This is a genomic window from Robertmurraya siralis (assembly GCF_005502275.1).
Lineage (GTDB): Bacteria > Bacillota > Bacilli > Bacillales > Cytobacillaceae > Robertmurraya > Robertmurraya siralis.
Genome location: NZ_SWLZ01000029.1, coordinates 1 through 19,654, shown reverse-complemented (window position 1 = coordinate 19,654; position 19,654 = coordinate 1). Strand labels below are relative to the sequence as shown.

Sequence of the window (19,654 nt, the reverse complement as noted above, 5' to 3'; positions counted from 1 at the left end):
TCAGGAGGTGTGAAAATGAGTGTGATCAAGAAACAGAGAGTAACTAAGCTGCAGTCAGAGTATGTTAAACAGCATGAAAGAAATGAAGTCAGTGCATCGAGAAGAAGAAAATTATTGATTCGGCGATTAGCTATGTTCTTTGTACTAGCATCTGTTATTTCTTATTTTATGATCTCTACACTCATTTCACAGGCCTCTTCTTTAGAAGAAATAAAAGTAGAACAACAACAGTTAAACGAAGAGCTTGCTGGATTAAAGAAAAAGGAAATGATCCTCAAGGAAGAGATTGTTAAGCTTAATGATGATGAATATATTGCGAAACTGGCAAGAAAAGATTATTTCTTATCAGAAGAGGGAGAAGTTATTTTTAATATCTCAGAGGAGAAAGAGGAAAAAGCTTCAGAATAACCCGTCTTATTGACACTCTTTTTTCCTTTTCTGTATAATATATAGTAGTGTACAATTCCATTACTCTGTCTTTGGCAAGTGGAAGTTGGCCGTAGTATGACTTTTTAAATTCTTAAGGAGGAAAATTTTTTTTATGTCAATCGAAGTAGGCAGCAAGTTACAGGGAAAAGTAACAGGCATTACTAATTTTGGGGCGTTTGTAGAATTATCAGAGGGTTCAACGGGGCTTGTTCATATTAGTGAGGTCGCAGACAATTATGTAAAAGACATCAATGACCATCTTAAAGTAGGTGACCAAGTAGAAGTTAAGGTCATCAATGTGGAAAAGGATGGCAAGATCGGTCTCTCAATTAAAAAAGCTGTAGATAAGCCTGAAAGAAGCACGCGACCTGAAAAAAGCTTTAAAGGTGGCGGTGATGCAAGAGGTTCAGTAGGACGTTCCCGACAAGGAAGAACAAATGATAATCGCGCTACAAAAGAATCATTTGAATCAAAAATGGCTCGTTTCTTAAAGGATAGTGAAGACCGCCTATCTTCTTTAAAACGTAACACAGAATCGAAACGTGGCGGAAGAGGCGCTAGAAGAGGCTAACTTGCTGCTGAATTAAAATATAGATCGGTTTTTAACATTATTAGAACAAGTAAAAGAGCATCCACTAGGCTGCTCTTTTTTTGATCGTAGATTAGTTTAAATGAAAATAGTCTTAAATGTAAAATTCCACAACGATTCTCAATCCCCGCACTAATCTAATTCGCAACGCTGAGCTCTCTCTCAATTGCGTGTGAGGAACACTTTGTCGTTTTTTTCAACCAGTTTTATAAAAATCGAGTATCTAACGATAACATGATATGTTCTCATGGCGTCCGGATTATTGAACTTCTTTGACGCTTATTTTTTGGTTTCCAATTGAACTTGAGTACAAAATACTATTCATTACGTATAAATCATCAAATTGTTTGCTCACTCACCATCATTAGCCACATTAGCAGAGTAGATAGGCAAGCAATTTGTTTCCTTTTCGTACATTAACGTGAATGGAGTCGAAAGAAAAATATAGGCATGTCCGCAATTTTGACAAACTTCTAATAATGCCCTCTTTTATAATAATCAGCAACACATAAATTTCATCATCCATTAAAGGCCTGAACAGTTGTCGTCATTTCCTGGTTCAATCAATTAGCAAAGATGGGATAAATTATTAAAAATAGTAAGGAGTGTAGTTGTTATGGACAAGACAGTAAAGACATTGATCGAACCAGTAAGCGGTTTGAATTTAAACAACAAAGCGAAGCTTGACGTATCCTCAGGAATAAGAGGGCTTCTGCAAAAATTAGAAGCCTTCTTTTTAAAGAAGGGATATATTTTGTTCGTAATAGGCTTCCTACTTGGACGAGCTCTTATTTTATCAACACTTACCCCGTTTATTCTCCCGTTTTTTGCAGCGGTGTATGTCATCAGAAAGGAAAGGGCTCCGATCGCTCTTGTAGGATTGGTCGTAGGAGCCGCTACATTATCAGTAGTAGATGCTGCATACGCTTTTGGCAGTACTGTATTTTTTTTGTTTCTCTTTCGTGTTGCCCTTAATTGGTTGAAACAGGAGGTTAAAGCGCTTCCGTTTTTTGTGTTAGCCACGATTATAGTGAGTAAATTGGCGAAAAGTTTTATTGTCACGGGACAAATTTCTTTGTTTGATGGAATGATGGCTGGGGTAGAGGCGAGTTTAGGCTTTATCTTAACCCTTATTTTTTTACAAAGTATCCCCCTTATTTTGGCAAATAAGAGAAGGCAAACCTTAAAAACAGAGGAAGTTGTTTGTCTCATCATTATGCTTGCCTCCATTATGACAGGAACCATTGGCTGGTCCGTCTACGATTTGTCGTTAGAACATATTACATCGCGCTATTTAGTGCTTGTGTTTGCATTTGTTGCAGGAGCGACTGTTGGATCGACAGTGGGAGTCGTAACAGGTCTCATTTTTAGTCTTGCAAATGTGTCAAGCTTTTATCATATGAGTCTACTAGCCTTTGCAGGTTTATTAGGTGGTTTGCTCAAGGAAGGCAAAAAGGTCGGCGTCGTCATTGGTTTGTTTATTTCTACTTTATTAATTGGGATGTATGGCGAAGGTAGTGGTAATCTTGATAAAACCCTTTTGGAATCGGCGGCAGCGATGCTTTTATTTCTTCTAACCCCTCAGGGCTTAACATCAAAACTGGCGAAATATATTCCTGGGACGCCTGAATATGCAGCAGAACAGCAGCATTATATGAGAAAAATGCGGGATGTGACTGCCCAAAGAGTCGAGCAGTTTTCATCGGTTTTTCAAGCTTTATCCAATAGCTTTGCCTCTTATGACGATTTATCTGAACGGGATGATCCGGAAAGTCGAGAGCTTGACTACTTTTTGAGCAATGTGACAGAAAAGACGTGTCAAATGTGTTTTAAAAAGGAGCATTGTTGGGCGCGTAACTTTAATACAACCTATGATTATATGAAGGAAATTATGCATGAAATGGATCAAAATGATGGAACTATTTCACCAAAACTAGCACGGGATTGGGGTAAGCATTGTACGAAATCTCAAAAAGTAATGAATACGATTCAGCAGGAGCTTACGCTTTTTCAAGCGAATCAAAAGCTAAAAAAGCAAGTTCAAGAAAGTAGGAGGCTTGTAGCAGATCAATTATTAGGCGTGTCCACGGTGATGGGAGATTTCGCAAAGGAGATTCAAAGGGAGAGAGATAATCATCATAAACAAGAAGAACAAATTTATGAGGCCCTTCAGGAATTTGGGATCCATATTGAACATGTTGAGATATATAGTCTTGAACATAGCAATGTAGATATTGATATGACCATTCCCTATTGCAACGGTCACGGCGAATGTGAGAAGCTAATTGCCCCCGTTTTATCAGACATTTTAGGGGAAACGATCATTGTTAATTCCGAGGAATGTTCCGCTTATCCGAATGGTTTTTGCCATGTCACATTTCGTTCGGCTAAGGCATTTACGATTGAAACAGGGGTAGCACATGCTGCGAAGGATGGGGGATTTATTTCCGGGGACAGTTACTCAATGATAAGTCTAAGTGGTGGCAAGCATGCTGTAGCGATCAGTGATGGCATGGGAAATGGGGAAAGAGCCCATATCGAAAGCAAAGAGACGCTCAAGCTTTTACAAAAAATATTGCAATCGGGGATTGAGGAAAAGCTTGCGATAAAATCGGTGAATTCAATTTTATCGTTAAGGACAACAGATGAGATTTTTTCAACATTAGATTTAGCAATGATCGATTTACAAGATGCCTCCGCAAAATTTTTAAAAGTAGGCTCCATTCCAAGTTTTATTAAGAGGGGGAATACTGTAAAAAAAATCCAAGCGAGTAATTTGCCAATCGGCATCATTCATGAATTTGATGTGGAGGTTGTGACAGAACAACTGAAGGCCGGTGATTTGCTTATTATGATGAGCGATGGAGTATTTGAAGGACCGAAGCACGTAGAGAATTATGATTTGTGGATGAAGCGGAAAATTGGTGAGTTAGCTACAGACGATCCGCAGGAAGTAGCAGATTTGATTATGGAAGAGGTGATCCGCTCGAGATCAAATACGATCGAGGATGATATGACAGTTGTCGTAACGAAAATTAAGCATAATACGCCAAAATGGGCGACCATACCAATCCATAAATACCAGAAACAAGCATAAAGTACGAGACAGAGATGAGAGTGTCTTTAAAAAACTTAGAACATTATGAAATCAACTTATAAGAACAGGTATAATTGCTCCTTTTCATGACGAAAATGGTAACAACCTGAAATGAGGAGGAGAAAGTATGAATCCAGGTACGTTAAAACAAATCTTGTTGATTACAGATGGATGCTCCAACCAAGGGGAAGATCCGGTTGCGATGGCAGCCTTAGCTAAGGAACAAGGTGTAACCGTAAATGTAATTGGTGTGATGGAACAAGATACAATTGATGAGCAAGGAATGAAGGAAATAGAGGGAATTGCCATGTCTGGAGGTGGAGTCAGCCAAGTAGTTTATGCTCAAAGCTTATCGCAAACGGTCCAAATGGTGACGAGAAAAGCGATGACTCAAACGCTGCAGGGCGTGGTGAATAAGGAGCTGCAACAGATTTTGGGAAGCACAAAGACGATGGAGGATTTACCACCTGAGCAAAGAGGAGAAGTAATGGAAGTTGTTGATGAGCTTGGCGAAAATGTAAAATTGGAAGTATTGGTTCTGGTCGATACGAGTGCAAGCATGAAACATAAGCTGCCAACTGTTAAAGAAGCATTGCTCGACTTATCTTTAAGCCTAAATGCGCGTGCAGGGAATAATCAATTTGGCGTCTTTGTATTTCCCGGGAAAAAGAAAGATGTCGAAAAATTGCTCGATTGGACTCCTCAATTAGAATCGTTAACGAGTATTTTCCCAAAGCTCTCAACGGGAGGAATTACGCCGACAGGTCCTGCTATTCGTGAAGCACTTTCCTACTTTAGGAAAAAACGATCCTTAAGGAGTTTGTTATCTCGTGATGATGAACAGTTCTTTGAAGAATCTATGTAAAGTTCAATCGGGTACGATTATTGAAGGAAAATGGCATAAAAACCGCTATACGATTATAAAGGAATTAGGGTTTGGTGCAAATGGAATTGTTTATCTAGCACAATTTCATAATCAGAGGGTTGCTCTTAAAATGAGTGATAACGGAATGTCCATTACATCTGAGGTCAATGTCCTCAAGTCTTTTGCGAAGGTCCAAGGGTCATCCCTCGGGCCTTCTTTGATTGATGTAGACGATTGGACAGTCCGGCGTCAAACCATTTCATTTTATGCAATGGAATATATTGCTGGTCCTGATTTGTTAACATTTATCAAACAAAAGGGAACGGGTTGGATCGATGTATTGATGTTGCAGCTGCTGAGTGATTTGCACACGCTTCATGAAAAAGGGTGGGTGTTTGGCGATTTAAAACCCGAAAACTTGATAGTGATGGGCCCGCCTCCAAGAATCCGTTGTATTGATGTCGGCGGAACTACTATACAGGGCAGAGCAATAAAGGAATTTACAGAGTTTTATGACCGGGGTTACTGGGGACTTGGAACGCGTAAAGCAGAACCGACTTACGATTTATTTGCTGTTGCCATGATTTTGATTAATACAGCGTATCCGAAGAGATTCAATAAATCGACAGGTGGGGTTACCCAGTTGCAGGAGATGATTCGCCGAGCGAAGCCTCTTCAAAAGTATGAAGCAGTGATTGTAAATGCCTTACATGGTAAATATCAATCAGCCAAGGAAATGCGTTTCGATATGATTAGAAATTTGAACGAGCCAATTAAACATGCCCAGTCTTCTTATAGGAAGGGAAGTGCTAAACAGCCCATACAAAAATCGAGACAGTCTCAACATAAAAGAAAGGGAGGGTGGTTAGAGACGACGTTGATTGTGATGGTCATCTCTATTCTCTATATGATCTATATATATGGGCAAATAGGTTAAAAAGGTTAGAAAATTCAAAATAGGAGAACAAATGAAAAAGTATCATAAGAAAGTGCTAACCCCCATAAAAATTATTAAAATGTGCCCTGTTTAAATCGCTTCAGAAGAGTTGTATGTGCAAGTTCTTTAATGGTAAGCTTGTATAGATAAAATTTCATTGATGTGTTGTAAAAAGGAAGAGATTATTTTGGAAAGAAAAGTAAAAGCTTTTCTGAAAAAGCGACAATTTAATTTACAAAATAAAAGGATATTAATAGGGGTATCTGGTGGACCGGATTCGCTTGCTTTGCTTCATTTTTTGTGGCGTCAACAGGAACAATGGAATATCTATATTGTGGCGGCCCATGTTGACCATATGTTTCGAGGAGATGAATCGAAACAAGAAGCATTATTTGTAAAGGGTTTTTGTGAAGAAAGAAACATTCCTTTTGAAATGAAACAGATTAACGTCCAATCGTATATAGAAGAAACAGGGCGCAACCCGCAGGCGGCTGCTCGAGAGAAAAGATATGAATTTTTTGCGGAAGTGCTTGAAAAGCATCAGCTTTCGGTACTTGCTCTAGGCCATCATGGAGACGATCAAGTTGAAACAATATTAATGAGGTTAACAAGGGGAAGTACGGGGAAAGCTAGGTCTGGAATTCCTTTTTTACGGGATTTTCACAATGGCATTATTATTCGTCCATTTTTATGTTTGAACAGGGAAGAAATCGAAAGATATTGTTTGCACTATGAATTAAACCCCAGAAGGGATCCGAGTAATGACAAAGACATTTACAGCCGAAATCGATTCCGCAAGGTGGTTCTACCCTTTTTACGACAGGAAAATCCGCATGTGCATGAACATTTTCAACGCTTGAGTGAAGAGTTGGATCAGGATGAAACCCTTCTTATTTCATTAGCACAGAAGAAGCTAAAAGACGTTATTTTAGAACATACTGATAATGAAATAACTGTTGATATAAAAGGATTTGAATCAATGCCTTTGCCTTTACAAAGGAGAGCTATTCAACTAATATTAAACTATCTTTATAAAGTTAGACCAGCTTCTTTATCCGCTTTACATATTGAAAAAATATTATCCATTTTCGAAAGTCCACACCCCTCTAGCTCACTTGATTTCCCAAATGGGTTAAAGGTAGTTCGTTCGTATCAGGTATGTACCTTTCAATTTCAAGTACAAACAGACCCCACCCCTTATTCATTCGAATTGAGCGAGCCAGGTGAAGTAGTACTTCCTAATGGGGATATCATACGAATGGAATTTATCAATGGTGAACGACAAGAAGGATTGGGCCGAGATCAATTTCTAATTGATTTTGCGGAAGAACAATTACCAATTGTTATTCGCTCGAGGAAAAACGGTGACAGAATGACCGTGATGGGGATGGATGGAACAAAGAAACTGAAGGCTCTTTTTATTGATGAAAAGATTCCGCAGGTTAAGCGCAATGCTTGGCCGGTTGTGACGAATCGTTTCGATGAAATCCTTTGGGTACCTGGATTAAGAAAATCAAAGCAATCTTTGACAGGAGCTAGTCAAAATAGTCAACACCGAAACATTCTATTAACTTATATAAGCAATGATCTTCTAGGGGGCACAACGAATGATGAAAAAGGATATTGAAAAGGTACTTTTTACTGAAGAAGAAATTCAATCAAAAATTAAAGAGCTTGCTGCTCAATTAACAGAGGACTATCAGGATTCTTTTCCACTAGCAATTGGGGTTCTAAAGGGTGCTATGCCTTTTATGGGGGACCTGTTAAAACGAGTGGAGACGTATTTGGAAATGGATTTCATGGATGTTTCCAGCTATGGGAATTCTACGGTTTCTTCAGGAGAGGTAAAAATATTAAAGGATTTAGATACTTCGGTTGAGGGCAGGGATATTCTCATTATTGAGGATATTATTGATAGCGGATTAACGTTAAGTTATTTAGTGGAGTTGTTCCGTTACCGCAAAGCAAAATCAATTAAAATTGTTACTTTACTTGACAAACCGACAGGTAGAAAAGCAAATATTAGTGCTGACTATGTTGGTTTTATCGTCCCTGACGAATTCGTTGTCGGATATGGTTTGGATTATGCGGAAAAATATCGAAATTTACCATATATTGGTGTTTTAAAGCCGGAGGTATATACGAATAGTGAAGAAGCGTAAAATAAGAAGGATTGAATGAAGTGCAAAAAAGTCTTTAGATAAGTCGCAATACGAATTAATGTATAGCGTTAAAATATGCGAAGGCTTGATGGAACGCAAGATTTAGCTGAGAGGGCAATTTCTTGTGTTGGCGTAAATCTCTATGATACTATTTACTATAGTTTGTTGATGTGTGGGAGGAGGTAAGGGATGAATCGAATTTTCCGTAATACCATATTTTATTTATTGATTTTTCTCGTAATAATTGGCGTTGTTAGTTTCTTTAATGGAAACAATGAGCCGACAAAAGATATAAGCTATGACGAATTTATTGCCCATTTGGAAGCTGGTGAGGTTCAAGAGATCTCGCTCCAGCCTGAAAGAGGGGTATATGAAGTAAGAGGACGCCTTGCCAATTATCAAGAAGGCGAGTTTTTTATCACATATGTTTGGAATAGCGAACAGCTATTAGAGAAAGTAGATCAGGCAGCCGCAGCTTCTAAAGTAAAGGTTTTACCAGCGAAGGAACAGAGTGGTTGGATAACGTTTTTCACTTCTATTATTCCGTTTATCATTATTTTTATCTTGTTCTTCTTCCTTTTAAACCAAGCTCAAGGTGGCGGAAGCCGTGTTATGAACTTCGGTAAAAGCAAGGCCAAGCTTTATAATGATGAGAAGAAAAAAGTCCGTTTTAAAGATGTAGCTGGTGCAGATGAAGAAAAGCAAGAGCTTGTAGAGGTTGTAGAATTTTTGAAAGACCCGCGTAAGTTCTCTGAAGTCGGAGCAAGAATACCAAAAGGTGTTTTACTTGTTGGACCACCAGGAACGGGGAAAACATTGCTTGCAAGAGCTGTAGCAGGAGAAGCGGGGGTTCCGTTCTTCTCTATTAGTGGTTCTGACTTTGTTGAAATGTTTGTCGGGGTCGGGGCATCCCGTGTTCGTGATTTATTTGAAAACGCGAAGAAAAACGCGCCTTGTATTATTTTTATTGATGAAATTGATGCAGTTGGTCGTCAGCGTGGAGCTGGCCTCGGTGGAGGGCATGATGAGCGCGAGCAAACATTGAACCAATTGCTAGTTGAAATGGATGGTTTCGGCGTAAATGAAGGAATCATTATTATTGCTGCGACAAACCGTCCGGATATTTTAGATCCAGCATTGCTGCGTCCAGGTCGTTTTGACCGTCAAATAACGGTAGATCGTCCTGATGTAAATGGCCGTGAAGCAGTTTTAAAGGTTCACGCACGTAACAAACCGTTAGATGAATCAGTTAACTTAAAAGCGATTGCTGCACGTACTCCAGGTTTCTCTGGTGCGGATCTTGAAAATCTACTAAATGAAGCAGCTCTAGTTGCTGCCCGTAGAAACAAGAAGAAAGTCGATATGGATGATATTGATGAAGCAACTGACCGAGTCATTGCTGGCCCAGCGAAGAAGAGCAGAGTAATCTCCAAAAAAGAGAAGAATATTGTTGCTTTCCATGAAGCTGGACATACGGTTATAGGTGTTGTTCTTGAGGAGGCGGATATGGTTCACAAAGTAACGATTGTCCCTCGAGGTCAAGCTGGTGGTTATGCCGTCATGCTTCCAAAAGAGGACCGTTACTTTATGACAAAGCCAGAGCTTCTTGATAAAATTGTTGGTTTGCTTGGTGGTCGTGTTGCAGAAGAGATTGTCTTCGGTGAGGTAAGTACAGGTGCTCACAATGACTTCCAACGGGCAACAGCTTTAGCACGTCGAATGGTTACTGAGTTTGGTATGAGTGATAAGCTCGGCCCGTTGCAATTTGGTCAAGCGCAAGGAGGCCAAGTGTTTCTAGGTCGAGATATTCATAATGAACAGAATTATTCTGATGCGATCGCTTATGAGATTGACTTAGAAATTCAACGCATCATTAAAGAGTGTTATGCGAAAGCGAAGCAAGTTCTCACTGAGAACCGTGATAAGCTTGACTTAATTGCCAATACTTTGCTGGAAATAGAAACACTAGATGCGGAACAAATCAAGCATTTATTTGACCATGGTACATTACCTGAAAGAACAACCGCGTCTGTTGATTTAGAAAAGACAGATTCTGCTGGCAAAGATGATGTAAAGGTAAATATCAGCACTAAGAAGGATGAGGATCTAGCAGAAAAGTCTGATTCTGACGAAAATGAGAAGAAAGCAGGCACGCAAGAATCTCCATCTGCTACGGAAGATGAAGATAAAAAGAACTAATTCAAAGAGCTTATATCAAATGAAGTGTTTTTAACATTGGCTACACGTTAAGGTGTCCTTTACGAGGGGCACCTTTTCTGATCGGCTACGAGATTGCTCCTGAATCGAAAGATGAAAACACTAAAACAGCGAACAGGCTCTTCATTTATGATAAAATGTTGGCAGAATGGGAGAAAAGGGTTGAATCGACAACGTTATAGATGACCAAGAAAACTTCTTAAAATACACTAAAGTGGTGATTTACGTGATATTTGTTTTTGATGTTGGAAATACGAATATGGTCTTAGGTGTGTACGATAAAGATGAATTGAAGCATCATTGGAGAATGGAAACAAATCGTTCCAGAACGGAAGATGAGTATGGAATTATGATTAAAAACTTATTTGATCATGTTGGTTTAAATTTATCCGTGATAGAAGGGATTATTATCTCGTCTGTTGTACCTCCCATTATGCTTGCGCTAGAAAGAATGTGTGAGCGCTATTTTCATTTAAAGCCGCTAATTGTCGGACCTGGCATTAAGACGGGATTGGATATTAAATATGAAAATCCCCGTGAGGTTGGGGCTGACCGGATTGTCAATGCGGTTGCTGCCATTCATGAGTATGGAAGCCCTTTAATTGTCGTAGATTTTGGAACGGCCACTACATATTGTTATATTAATGAGTATAAGCAATATATGGGTGGTGCCATAGCACCTGGCATTCATATCTCTACGGAAGCTCTTTATTCGAAAGCAGCAAAGTTGCCGCGAATTGAAATTGTTCCACCGTCTGAAGGAGTGGTGGGCAAAAATACAGTAGCTGCGATGCAAGCTGGGATCCTGTATGGCTACGTAGGACAAGTAGAAGAAATTGTGAAGCGAATGAAGAAGCAAAGTAAGGAAAAGCCGATGGTCATTGCCACAGGCGGCTTATCAGGACTAATTGCAGAGGAAGCAAAAGTGATAGATGTTGTTGATCCTTTTTTAACTTTAAAAGGGCTCCAGTTAATTTATAAACGAAATATGGAAATGCTAAGAAATAACATGTTTAAAAGCAACTAAGGCTGGCTGAAAGGGGTATTAAGGTGAAGGATTATTTAGTAAAGGCGTTAGCGTATGATGATCAAGTTCGGGCTTATGCGGTGCTGAGCACTGAAACAGTAGGGGAAGCACAGAGAAGACATAACACATGGCCAACTGCGTCAGCTGCTCTTGGCAGAACGTTAACAGCAGGTGTGATGATGGGCTCTATGTTAAAGGGAGAAGAAAAGCTTACGGTAAAAGTGGAAGGGGACGGTCCGCTTGGGCCGATTTTGGTAGATGCGAATGCCAAAGGTCAGGTAAGAGGCTATGTTACGCACCCGCAAATTCACTTTGATTTAAATGAGCATGGAAAGCTTGATGTGAGAAGAGCAGTAGGAACAAATGGATTCTTATCGGTTGTTAAGGATGTCGGCTTAAGAGATTATTTTACTGGTCAAGTGCCGCTCGTATCAGGGGAATTAGGAGAGGATTTTACGTATTACTTTGTTAAGTCGGAACAGGTCCCTTCTTCAGTTGGTGTGGGAGTGTTGGTGAATCCGGATAATACCATCTTGGCTGCCGGCGGTTTTGTCATTCAGCTTATGCCTGGTACTGATGAGGAGACGATTACGAAAATAGAAGAGCGTTTAAAAATGATTTCGCCAATATCAAAACTCATTGAGCAAGGATTAAGTCCAGAAGAAATTCTAGAAGAAGTTTTAGGAAAAGAAAATGTTCGTTTTCTTGAAACTCAACCTGTTTCTTTTGAATGTAATTGTTCAAAGGAACGTTTTGCAGATGCTATCGTAAGTTTAGGACAAGATGAAATTACGGATATGATTGAGACTGATGGAAAAGCGGAAGCCCAATGTCATTTTTGTAATGAAAAGTATCAATATACACGTGAAGAGCTGGAACAGTTATTAGCTGAAGCAAAATGAGCAGTGAGCGAATTTGTTTTGCTGTGATTCGATCCTATTGATTCGGGGCAAAGAACAAATTGGAGGAGAAAAGGTTGGAGAGAAAGTGGGAGAAAAAGCAGCTGTGGATCATTATAGCTGGCCTTATTACAATCAATTGTTTGACTGTTGCTTTTTTTCTAACGAAATTGGGGACAGGCTTCGGCGGTAACGAAGTTGTAGCGACTGTTGGAAAAGAGGAAGTAACAAGGCAGGATTGGCTAAAGGTAATGGAAGAGAGATATGGAAAGGATACATTGAAGGAATTAGTTGATGAAAAAGTAATTGAAGCAATGGCTGAAAAATATGATATTTCCATATCAGAAGAGGCTGTTGAGCGCGAACTATTTTTGATCAAAACGATGTATGGCTCCACGTCAAATGAAGCTGCGAACGAAGAAGAATGGAGAAAGCAAATAAGATCGAGCTTAATGCTGGAGGAAATTTTAACAAAGGATGTTAATGTTCCAGAAGAGGATTTGAAATCTTATTATGATGAAAATATAAACTTTTATCATATTCCCACGTCCTATCATGTTTCACAAATCATAGTGAAAACAGAGAAAGAAGCAGAGCAGGCAATAGAAGAATTGAAAAATGGATCCGATTTTGCTGTTTTAGCAATGGAAAGATCTATAGATGAATTTAGCACTGCTGAAGGAGGAGATATTGGATTTGTACGGTCAGGTGATGAAAATATCTCCGAGCATTACATAAAAGCTGTCGATAAACTAAAACCAGGTGAGTGGAGTGAGGCAATTCCTGTTGACGAAGGATTTGCGATTGCTTTGCTTCATGAGAAAATTACTGGAAAAGAATACAGTTTTAAAGAAGTAAAGGACGAAATCCGCAGAGTCATCGCTTTAGAGCAAATGGAGGGGGAGTCCTCTGTTGAAGCTTTTTGGAATGAAGTGGATGTTGAGTGGTTCTACGGGGAAAAGTAATGAATACCTGAGCTTTGCGATTGAAAATAATTTGTCGTTGAGGCAAGTTGTTTTCGCTTGCCGAAAAACCTTTTTAAGCTGAAAAATACACGAGCAATTGCTCGTGTATTTTTGTAAGCTTACATTCGCTAGCCTTAGCTGTTTCTTGCAAGTGGAAAAAATATTCTGTATTTTAAGAGTAAAAGGATTGACATTTAGGTATACGCTTGGTAAATTTGAATTAATCCAATAAAAATACTCGGAATAAGAGGTGTGTAGAATGGTGCGTGTTGCCAACTCAATAACAGAATTAATAGGTCAAACCCCTATTGTAAAATTGAATCGCCTTGTAGACGAAAATAGTGCAGATGTTTATTTAAAGCTAGAGTATATGAACCCGGGAAGCAGTGTAAAGGATCGTATTGCCCTTGCGATGATCGAAGCAGCAGAAGAAGCGGGTAAGCTAAAAGAGGGAGATACCATTATTGAGCCAACAAGTGGAAATACTGGAATTGGCCTTGCGATGGTTGCTGCAGCTAAGGGATATAAAGCTATTCTGGTTATGCCAGAAACAATGAGTTTAGAGCGTAGAAATTTACTGCGCGCTTATGGAGCGGAGCTAGTATTAACTCCAGGGCCAGAAGGCATGGGAGGAGCAATTCGCAAAGCGGAAGAGCTAGCGAAGGAACATGGCTATTTTATGCCACAGCAATTTGAAAACTTTGCGAATCCAGAAGTTCATAAAAGAACGACGGGTAAAGAAATTGTTGAGCAAGTTGGCGAACGGTTAGATGCTTTTATTTCAGGAATCGGAACAGGTGGTACAATTACAGGTGCTGGCTCAGTTCTTAAAGAACACTATCCAAATATTAAGATTTACGCAGTGGAGCCAGCGGATTCTCCTGTTCTTTCAGGTGGAAAACCAGGACCGCATAAAATTCAAGGAATTGGTGCCGGTTTTATTCCAAAAGTATTAAATACTGACGTCTATGATGAAGTTTTAAAAATTACAAACGAGGAATCGTTTGAATATGCTCGCCGTGCTGCTAAAGAAGAAGGGATCTTAGGTGGTATTTCATCAGGCGCTGCAATTTCAGCTGCGTTAAAAGTGGCAAAAGAACTAGGCAAAGGGAAAAAGGTGCTGGCAGTAATCCCAAGTAACGGTGAACGTTATTTAAGCACTCCACTGTACCAATTTGATACTGAGTAAAAATCTAAATATATATAAGGAGCAGTAGTCGAAATGGCTGTTGCTCCTTTTTGATCATCATTTTTTAAAGACGGTAAACTCAGTTTCTTTGCGATTTTGTTTTTTTGCAGGGAAGTGGAAAAGGTGATGTTCCAATAAACTGAAGGGGTCGGATGTAAGAAATTTAGAAATAGCGTCTTTTAAATGCTACAATAAAGGTGTAAAACGGTTTGGAGGTTAATCATGTCTACCAATCAAAAAAAAATGATCGAATGTGGTCCTTATACACTGGACTATAGCAATAAAACGCTAATAATGGGAATTTTGAATGTTACCCCTGATTCCTTTTCAGATGGAGGCAAATTTACTCATATTGAAAGGGCTGTTCAGCATGCAAAACAGATGGTTGCTGATGGTGCAGATATCATTGATATTGGGGGAGAATCCACTCGTCCTGGTTATGAGCAAATTTCCGTTGTGGAAGAATTGAGTCGTGTAGTCCCTATTATTAAAGCTGTTTCGGAAGCGGTGAATGTTCCGATATCGATTGATACATATAAATCAGAAGTCGCAGAAGGTGCCTTGGAAGCTGGAGCTCATATTATCAATGATATTTGGGGAGCGAAGGCGGATAACAATATGGCGTCATTAGCTGCCCGCTACAACGTCCCGATTATTTTGATGCACAACCGAGAGAATCGAGACTATCAGCATTTTTACCGGGATGTTGTAAATGATCTATTTGAAAGTATTCAAATTGTGAAAAGCGCCGGTATTGCCGATGAGAAAATTATTCTCGATCCTGGTATCGGTTTTGCTAAAGATTTGCAAGAAAATCTTCAAATGATGAGAGAGCTGGATAAATTGGTTTCCGTTGGGTACCCAGTATTACTTGGAACTTCTAAAAAGTCATTGATTGGTCAAGCGTTAAATTTACCGGTTGATGAAAGGACTGAAGGGACAGGGGCTACGGTTTGCTTTGGGATTCAAAAAGGATGCCAAATGGTTCGTGTCCATGATGTGAAAGAGATGAGTCGCATGGCTAGAATGATGGATGTATTGCTCGGAAAGGGAGAAGTCAATGGATAAAATTTATGTAAATCGAATGGAATTCTATGGCTATCATGGTGTCTTTCCGGAAGAAACACGCCTAGGACAAAGGTTCATCGTTGATTTAGTGGTAGAAGCTGATTTAAAAAGTGCTGGTGAGAAGGACGAGCTATCTGACTCGATTCACTACGGAGAGCTATATATGATGTGTAAAGAAATTGTTGAAGGCGAGCCCTATAAGCTTTTAGAAGCTGTAGCAGAAAAAATTGCCGCCACCTGCCTTGCGCAATTCGCGAAGGCTGTATCCTGCACGGTAAAAGTGATTAAGCCAGATCCTCCGATTCCAGGTCACTATGACTCGGTTGCGGTAGAAATTACAAGGAGTAGATAAATTGAAAAATAGAGCTTTGCTTGCACTTGGAACGAACATGGGGAACCGCTATGAAAACTTGATGGATGCGATAACTTTACTACATAAACATTCTCAGGTTGAGTTAGAGCATAGTTCTTCTATTTATGAGACTGATCCGGTGGGTTATACTAACCAGGATCCATTTTTAAACATGGTGATTGAGATTAAAACAGCGTTAAAGCCTTTTGAGCTATTGGACTGCTGTTTGCAAATTGAAAAGAATCTTGGGAGAAAAAGGATCATTCGATGGGGACCGAGAATTATAGACCTTGACATTCTTCTCTACAACCAAGAAAATATTGAATCAGAGAAGCTTGTTGTTCCTCATCCGCGGATGCACGAAAGAGCTTTTGTTTTAATTCCACTCCTCGAGATTAGTCCGAACGAAAGGCTCCCAAGGGCGGATTATTTGTTACGAGAAACTTTAGATGAAATATCTGATAGAGAAGGAGTACGAATATGGAAGCTGAAAAATGGGGAAGACGTATTCGCGCTTTTCGCAAATTAAAGGGCTATACACAAGAGGGTTTGGCAGGCAAGCTTGGTGTATCAGTTTCTATTTTGGGAGAAGTAGAACGTGGCAATCGCATGCCAACGGAAGAGTTTTTGCTGGAAGTTGCCGATATATTGAAAGTGAGTATAGATGATTTAACACCACCTGAAGAATAGGATGGGTAAAGGGGTAAATGGATGTTTAAAATAGGAAATGTAGAAATGAAAAATCAGGTCGTTTTGGCGCCGATGGCTGGTGTTTGTAATTCGGCTTTTCGTTTAACGGTGAAGGAGTTTGGTGCTGGCCTAGTCTGTGCTGAAATGATTAGTGATAAAGGAATTGTTTTGAAAAATGCCAAAACGATGAATATGTTATATATCGATGAGCGGGAAAATCCATTAAGCCTACAAATTTTTGGGGGAGAAAAGGAAACGCTTGTTGAGGCTGCTAAATTTGTAGATAAAAATACAAATGCCGATATTATTGATATTAATATGGGGTGTCCAGTACCTAAGATTACCAAATGTGATGCAGGTGCAAAGTGGTTGCTTGATCCTGATAAAATTTATGAAATGGTCTCCGCGGTTGTCGATAAGGTTGATAAGCCTGTAACAGTAAAAATGCGCATGGGTTGGGATGAGAAGCATATCTTTGCAGTGAAAAACGCCCAAGCAGTCGAACGTGCAGGTGGCAGTGCAATCTCATTACATGGCCGTACTCGAGTACAAATGTATGAGGGTAATGCGAACTGGGATATTATTCGTGAAGTGAAAGAGGCTATAAATATCCCGCTTATCGGCAACGGAGATGTCAAAACACCGCAGGATGCGAAAAGGATGCTAGATGAAACTGGTTGTGATGCCGTAATGATCGGAAGGGCGGCATTAGGGAATCCGTGGATGATCTATAGAACGGTTCAGTTTTTAGAAACAGGAGAGTTAATTGAGGAGCCTTCTGTGAGAGAGAAAATAAATGTTTGCATTCTTCATTTAGATCGCTTAATTGCTCTTAAGAGTGAGTATGTTGCAGTTCGTGAAATGCGAAAGCATGCAGCATGGTATTTAAAAGGGATAAAAGGGACTGCGAAAGCCCGTAATGGAATTAACGAATGCAACACAAGGGAAGAGCTTGTCAACTTATTAAACGAGCTTGTATTAGAATCAGAAGCAAAGGAACAGTTCGTACAAGTAGGTTAAGGATTGACTTCTCTTGCTTCTTTCATTATGATGGAAAAGAAAACTGCCGGTTGTTGCTGGCAGTTTTTATTATATTAGGTGTCTCTTTGCGCAATTTTGTGTAAAATAGTAAGGTACAATTTTTTCTTTTCAAAGATACATTACTTAATTTAAGTCTGAAGGTTGAATTACATAGAAACATTTTAATATTGGAGATGATTTAAGTGAGTGAAGAATTAAACGACCAGATGAGAGTTAGGCTGGAAAAAATGCATGATATGAGAGAAAAGGGGCTAGACCCATTTGGAAAGCGTTATGAACGCACTCATCTTGCGGAAGAATTGATTAACCAGTACGGTGAGGTGGAGAAAGAGGCTCTTGAACAATTAGCCATGACAGTGACGATTGCTGGTCGTATGATGACAAAGCGTGGTAAAGGTAAGGCGGGTTTTGCTCATATTCAAGATCTGACTAACCAAATTCAAATATATGTGAGGCAGGATGCTGTAGGTGAGGAGCAGTATGATATATTCGGAAGCGTGGATTTAGGGGATATTGTCGGTGTAACAGGAGTGTTATTTAAAACAAAGGTTGGAGAACTTTCTATTAAAGTTCAAGACTTTCAGCTGTTAACAAAAGCCTTGCGCCCGCTGCCAGAAAAATTCCATGGTTTAAAAGATGTGGAACAGCGCTACCGTCAACGTTATTTAGATCTGATTACTAGTCAGGAAAGCCGAAAAACGTTTGTTACAAGAAGTAGAATTATTCAAGCGATGCGGCGTTATTTAGATGATCATGGGTATTTGGAAGTAGAGACTCCTATGATGCACGCGATTGCAGGCGGAGCTTCAGCACGTCCGTTTATTACTCATCACAATGCATTGGACATGCAGTTATATATGCGTATTGCGATTGAGTTACATTTAAAACGTCTCATTGTCGGTGGTTTAGAGAAAGTATACGAAATTGGTCGTGTATTTCGAAATGAAGGCGTATCAACACGCCATAATCCTGAATTTACGATGATAGAGCTGTATGAGGCTTATGCTGATTATCGAGACATAATGAGTCTAACAGAGAATCTAATCGCTCATATTGCACAGGAAGTGTTAGGAACAACAACGGTGCAGTACGGAGAGCATCTAGTAGAATTAAAGCCTGAGTGGAAGAGGCTGCATATGGTAGATGCAATTAAAGAGTATACCGGTGTTGATTTCTGGAAGGAAATGACTGTTGAGGAAGCAAGGCAGTTGGCAAAAGAACATAATGTAGAAATAAAAGATACGATGCTCTACGGTCATATTGTTAATGAATTCTTCGAGCAAAAAGTGGAAGAACAGCTTATTCAACCTACGTTCATTTACGGACATCCAGTAGAAATTTCACCGCTTGCTAAGAAAAATGAGGAAGACCCAAGATTTACGGATCGCTTTGAGTTATTTATTGTTGCGCGCGAGCATGCGAATGCGTTCACTGAGTTAAATGATCCAATTGACCAAAGAGAGCGCTTTGAGGATCAGCTTAAGGAAAGGGAGCAAGGAAACGACGAAGCTCACATGATGGATAATGACTTTATTGAAGCGTTGGAATTTGGGATGCCTCCAACCGGTGGTTTAGGAATTGGAATTGACCGCCTAGTCATGCTATTAACAAATTCTCCATCAATTAGAGATGTTCTGTTATTCCCGCTCATGCGTCATCGATAACAATTGTATAAAAAGGGCAAAGGCGATAGGACCTTTGCCCTTTTTATGTACCCGTTCTAATCAAGTGAATGGAAACTTCCATAATTCATTTTGTTTGATTAATCGTTGGAGTGGTGAAAAATCTAAGGCTATATTTAACGGAGCTGATCCAAATGAAAAAAATTATAAAAAAGTATTGCGCGAGATAAATTATAGTGGTATATTATTATCTGTTGCCGCGAAAGATACAGGCACACAAAAAAGAATTTATTAAGAAGTTATTGACACTTTCTTTAGATTCTGCTAATATTAAAAAGTCGCCTTCGAGCGACGAATAGAAATTTTCTTCCTTAAGATCATTTCGAAATTGCACTTTGAAAACTAAACAAATCATACGTCAACAAATAATTATAGTGGAGGCTATCTTTCTTTGAGAAGCTGAAACTAGCCAACGTTTTTTAAACATAAGAGCTAATCTTACTCT

18 protein-coding genes are annotated in these 19,654 nt (G+C 39.4%); all 18 read left to right on the top strand.

The window, feature by feature from the left end:
* Positions 1-15: 15 nt before the first annotated feature.
* The 18 genes from FCJ93_RS21875 (at position 16) to lysS (ending at position 19,191) form a co-directional block, all read left to right on the top strand.
* Positions 16-408 carry an FtsB family cell division protein gene (locus FCJ93_RS21875; protein ID WP_095314483.1) on the top strand — a complete coding sequence of 131 codons (393 nt, stop codon included), beginning with the start codon at positions 16-18 and terminating at the stop codon, positions 406-408.
* A 133-nt stretch (positions 409-541) separates the two neighbouring features.
* Complete coding sequence (locus FCJ93_RS21870) at positions 542-1,000, top strand: S1 domain-containing RNA-binding protein (RefSeq protein WP_095314485.1); 459 nt, start codon at positions 542-544, stop codon at positions 998-1,000.
* A gap of 634 nt (positions 1,001-1,634) precedes the next feature.
* On the top strand, positions 1,635-4,115 hold the full coding sequence (gene spoIIE / locus FCJ93_RS21865) for a stage II sporulation protein E (RefSeq protein ID WP_137744723.1): 2,481 nt from the start codon (positions 1,635-1,637) through the stop codon (positions 4,113-4,115).
* A gap of 127 nt (positions 4,116-4,242) precedes the next feature.
* Entirely contained in the window at positions 4,243-4,980 is a 738-nt protein-coding gene (locus FCJ93_RS21860; RefSeq protein WP_095314490.1) for a vWA domain-containing protein, read from the top strand.
* Entirely contained in the window at positions 4,949-5,917 is a 969-nt protein-coding gene (locus tag FCJ93_RS21855) for a protein kinase domain-containing protein (RefSeq protein WP_095314492.1), read from the top strand. The genes FCJ93_RS21860 and FCJ93_RS21855 overlap by 32 nt, the downstream gene beginning before the upstream one ends.
* 187 nt (positions 5,918-6,104) lie before the next feature.
* Positions 6,105-7,544, top strand: a complete 1,440-nt coding sequence (gene tilS / locus FCJ93_RS21850) for a tRNA lysidine(34) synthetase TilS (protein WP_328592018.1) — start codon at positions 6,105-6,107, stop codon at positions 7,542-7,544.
* Positions 7,528-8,079, top strand: a complete 552-nt coding sequence (gene hpt, locus FCJ93_RS21845) for a hypoxanthine phosphoribosyltransferase (RefSeq protein WP_213085525.1) — start codon at positions 7,528-7,530, stop codon at positions 8,077-8,079. The genes tilS and hpt overlap by 17 nt, the downstream gene beginning before the upstream one ends.
* Positions 8,080-8,268: 189 nt before the next feature.
* Positions 8,269-10,278, top strand: a complete 2,010-nt coding sequence (gene ftsH, locus FCJ93_RS21840) for an ATP-dependent zinc metalloprotease FtsH (RefSeq protein ID WP_095314496.1) — start codon at positions 8,269-8,271, stop codon at positions 10,276-10,278.
* Between the two features lie 244 nt (positions 10,279-10,522).
* Positions 10,523-11,323: a type III pantothenate kinase gene (locus tag FCJ93_RS21835; protein WP_095314498.1), complete on the top strand. Its 801-nt coding sequence runs from the start codon at positions 10,523-10,525 to the stop codon at positions 11,321-11,323.
* 23 nt (positions 11,324-11,346) lie between these two features.
* Positions 11,347-12,225: an Hsp33 family molecular chaperone HslO gene (hslO, locus tag FCJ93_RS21830; RefSeq protein WP_095314500.1), complete on the top strand. Its 879-nt coding sequence runs from the start codon at positions 11,347-11,349 to the stop codon at positions 12,223-12,225.
* Positions 12,226-12,299: 74 nt separating this feature from the next.
* Positions 12,300-13,187 (top strand): peptidyl-prolyl cis-trans isomerase, encoded by an 888-nt coding sequence (locus FCJ93_RS21825; RefSeq protein WP_095314502.1) that lies wholly within the window; start codon positions 12,300-12,302, stop codon positions 13,185-13,187.
* Between the two features lie 259 nt (positions 13,188-13,446).
* Positions 13,447-14,376: a cysteine synthase A gene (gene cysK, locus FCJ93_RS21820; protein ID WP_095314504.1), complete on the top strand. Its 930-nt coding sequence runs from the start codon at positions 13,447-13,449 to the stop codon at positions 14,374-14,376.
* 222 nt (positions 14,377-14,598) lie between these two features.
* A complete protein-coding gene (folP, locus tag FCJ93_RS21815) occupies positions 14,599-15,444 on the top strand; it encodes a dihydropteroate synthase (RefSeq protein ID WP_095314506.1) in 846 nt (281 codons plus the stop codon).
* Positions 15,437-15,796 carry a dihydroneopterin aldolase gene (gene folB, locus FCJ93_RS21810; RefSeq protein ID WP_095314508.1) on the top strand — a complete coding sequence of 120 codons (360 nt, stop codon included), beginning with the start codon at positions 15,437-15,439 and terminating at the stop codon, positions 15,794-15,796. Before folP ends, folB begins: the two co-directional genes overlap by 8 nt.
* A gap of 1 nt (position 15,797) precedes the next feature.
* Positions 15,798-16,325, top strand: coding sequence for a 2-amino-4-hydroxy-6-hydroxymethyldihydropteridine diphosphokinase (gene folK / locus FCJ93_RS21805; RefSeq protein WP_095314510.1), 528 nt, complete (start codon positions 15,798-15,800; stop codon positions 16,323-16,325).
* The gene (locus tag FCJ93_RS21800) at positions 16,277-16,486 is read left to right on the top strand and encodes a helix-turn-helix domain-containing protein (RefSeq protein ID WP_095314513.1); all 210 of its coding nucleotides are present in this window, start codon (positions 16,277-16,279) and stop codon (positions 16,484-16,486) included. The genes folK and FCJ93_RS21800 overlap by 49 nt, the downstream gene beginning before the upstream one ends.
* A 21-nt stretch (positions 16,487-16,507) precedes the next feature.
* Positions 16,508-17,506, top strand: a complete 999-nt coding sequence (gene dusB / locus FCJ93_RS21795; protein WP_095314514.1) for a tRNA dihydrouridine synthase DusB — start codon at positions 16,508-16,510, stop codon at positions 17,504-17,506.
* Positions 17,507-17,709: 203 nt separating this feature from the next.
* Complete coding sequence (gene lysS / locus FCJ93_RS21790; RefSeq protein WP_235879564.1) at positions 17,710-19,191, top strand: lysine--tRNA ligase; 1,482 nt, start codon at positions 17,710-17,712, stop codon at positions 19,189-19,191.
* Positions 19,192-19,654 lie beyond the last annotated feature (463 nt).

Excerpts from the sequence above, each read along its gene's own strand:
- FCJ93_RS21875 (WP_095314483.1), top strand. The coding sequence starts at position 16 with ATGAGTGTGATCAAGAAACAGAGAGTAACTAAGCTGCAGTCAGAGTAT.
- FCJ93_RS21870 (WP_095314485.1), top strand. The coding sequence starts at position 542 with ATGTCAATCGAAGTAGGCAGCAAGTTACAGGGAAAAGTAACAGGCATT.
- spoIIE (WP_137744723.1), top strand. The coding sequence starts at position 1,635 with ATGGACAAGACAGTAAAGACATTGATCGAACCAGTAAGCGGTTTGAAT.
- FCJ93_RS21860 (WP_095314490.1), top strand. The coding sequence starts at position 4,243 with ATGAATCCAGGTACGTTAAAACAAATCTTGTTGATTACAGATGGATGC.
- FCJ93_RS21855 (WP_095314492.1), top strand. The coding sequence starts at position 4,949 with ATGATGAACAGTTCTTTGAAGAATCTATGTAAAGTTCAATCGGGTACG.
- hpt (WP_213085525.1), top strand. The coding sequence starts at position 7,528 with ATGAAAAAGGATATTGAAAAGGTACTTTTTACTGAAGAAGAAATTCAA.
- ftsH (WP_095314496.1), top strand. The coding sequence starts at position 8,269 with ATGAATCGAATTTTCCGTAATACCATATTTTATTTATTGATTTTTCTC.
- cysK (WP_095314504.1), top strand. The coding sequence starts at position 13,447 with ATGGTGCGTGTTGCCAACTCAATAACAGAATTAATAGGTCAAACCCCT.
- folP (WP_095314506.1), top strand. The coding sequence starts at position 14,599 with ATGTCTACCAATCAAAAAAAAATGATCGAATGTGGTCCTTATACACTG.
- folB (WP_095314508.1), top strand. The coding sequence starts at position 15,437 with ATGGATAAAATTTATGTAAATCGAATGGAATTCTATGGCTATCATGGT.
- FCJ93_RS21800 (WP_095314513.1), top strand. The coding sequence starts at position 16,277 with ATGGAAGCTGAAAAATGGGGAAGACGTATTCGCGCTTTTCGCAAATTA.
- dusB (WP_095314514.1), top strand. The coding sequence starts at position 16,508 with ATGTTTAAAATAGGAAATGTAGAAATGAAAAATCAGGTCGTTTTGGCG.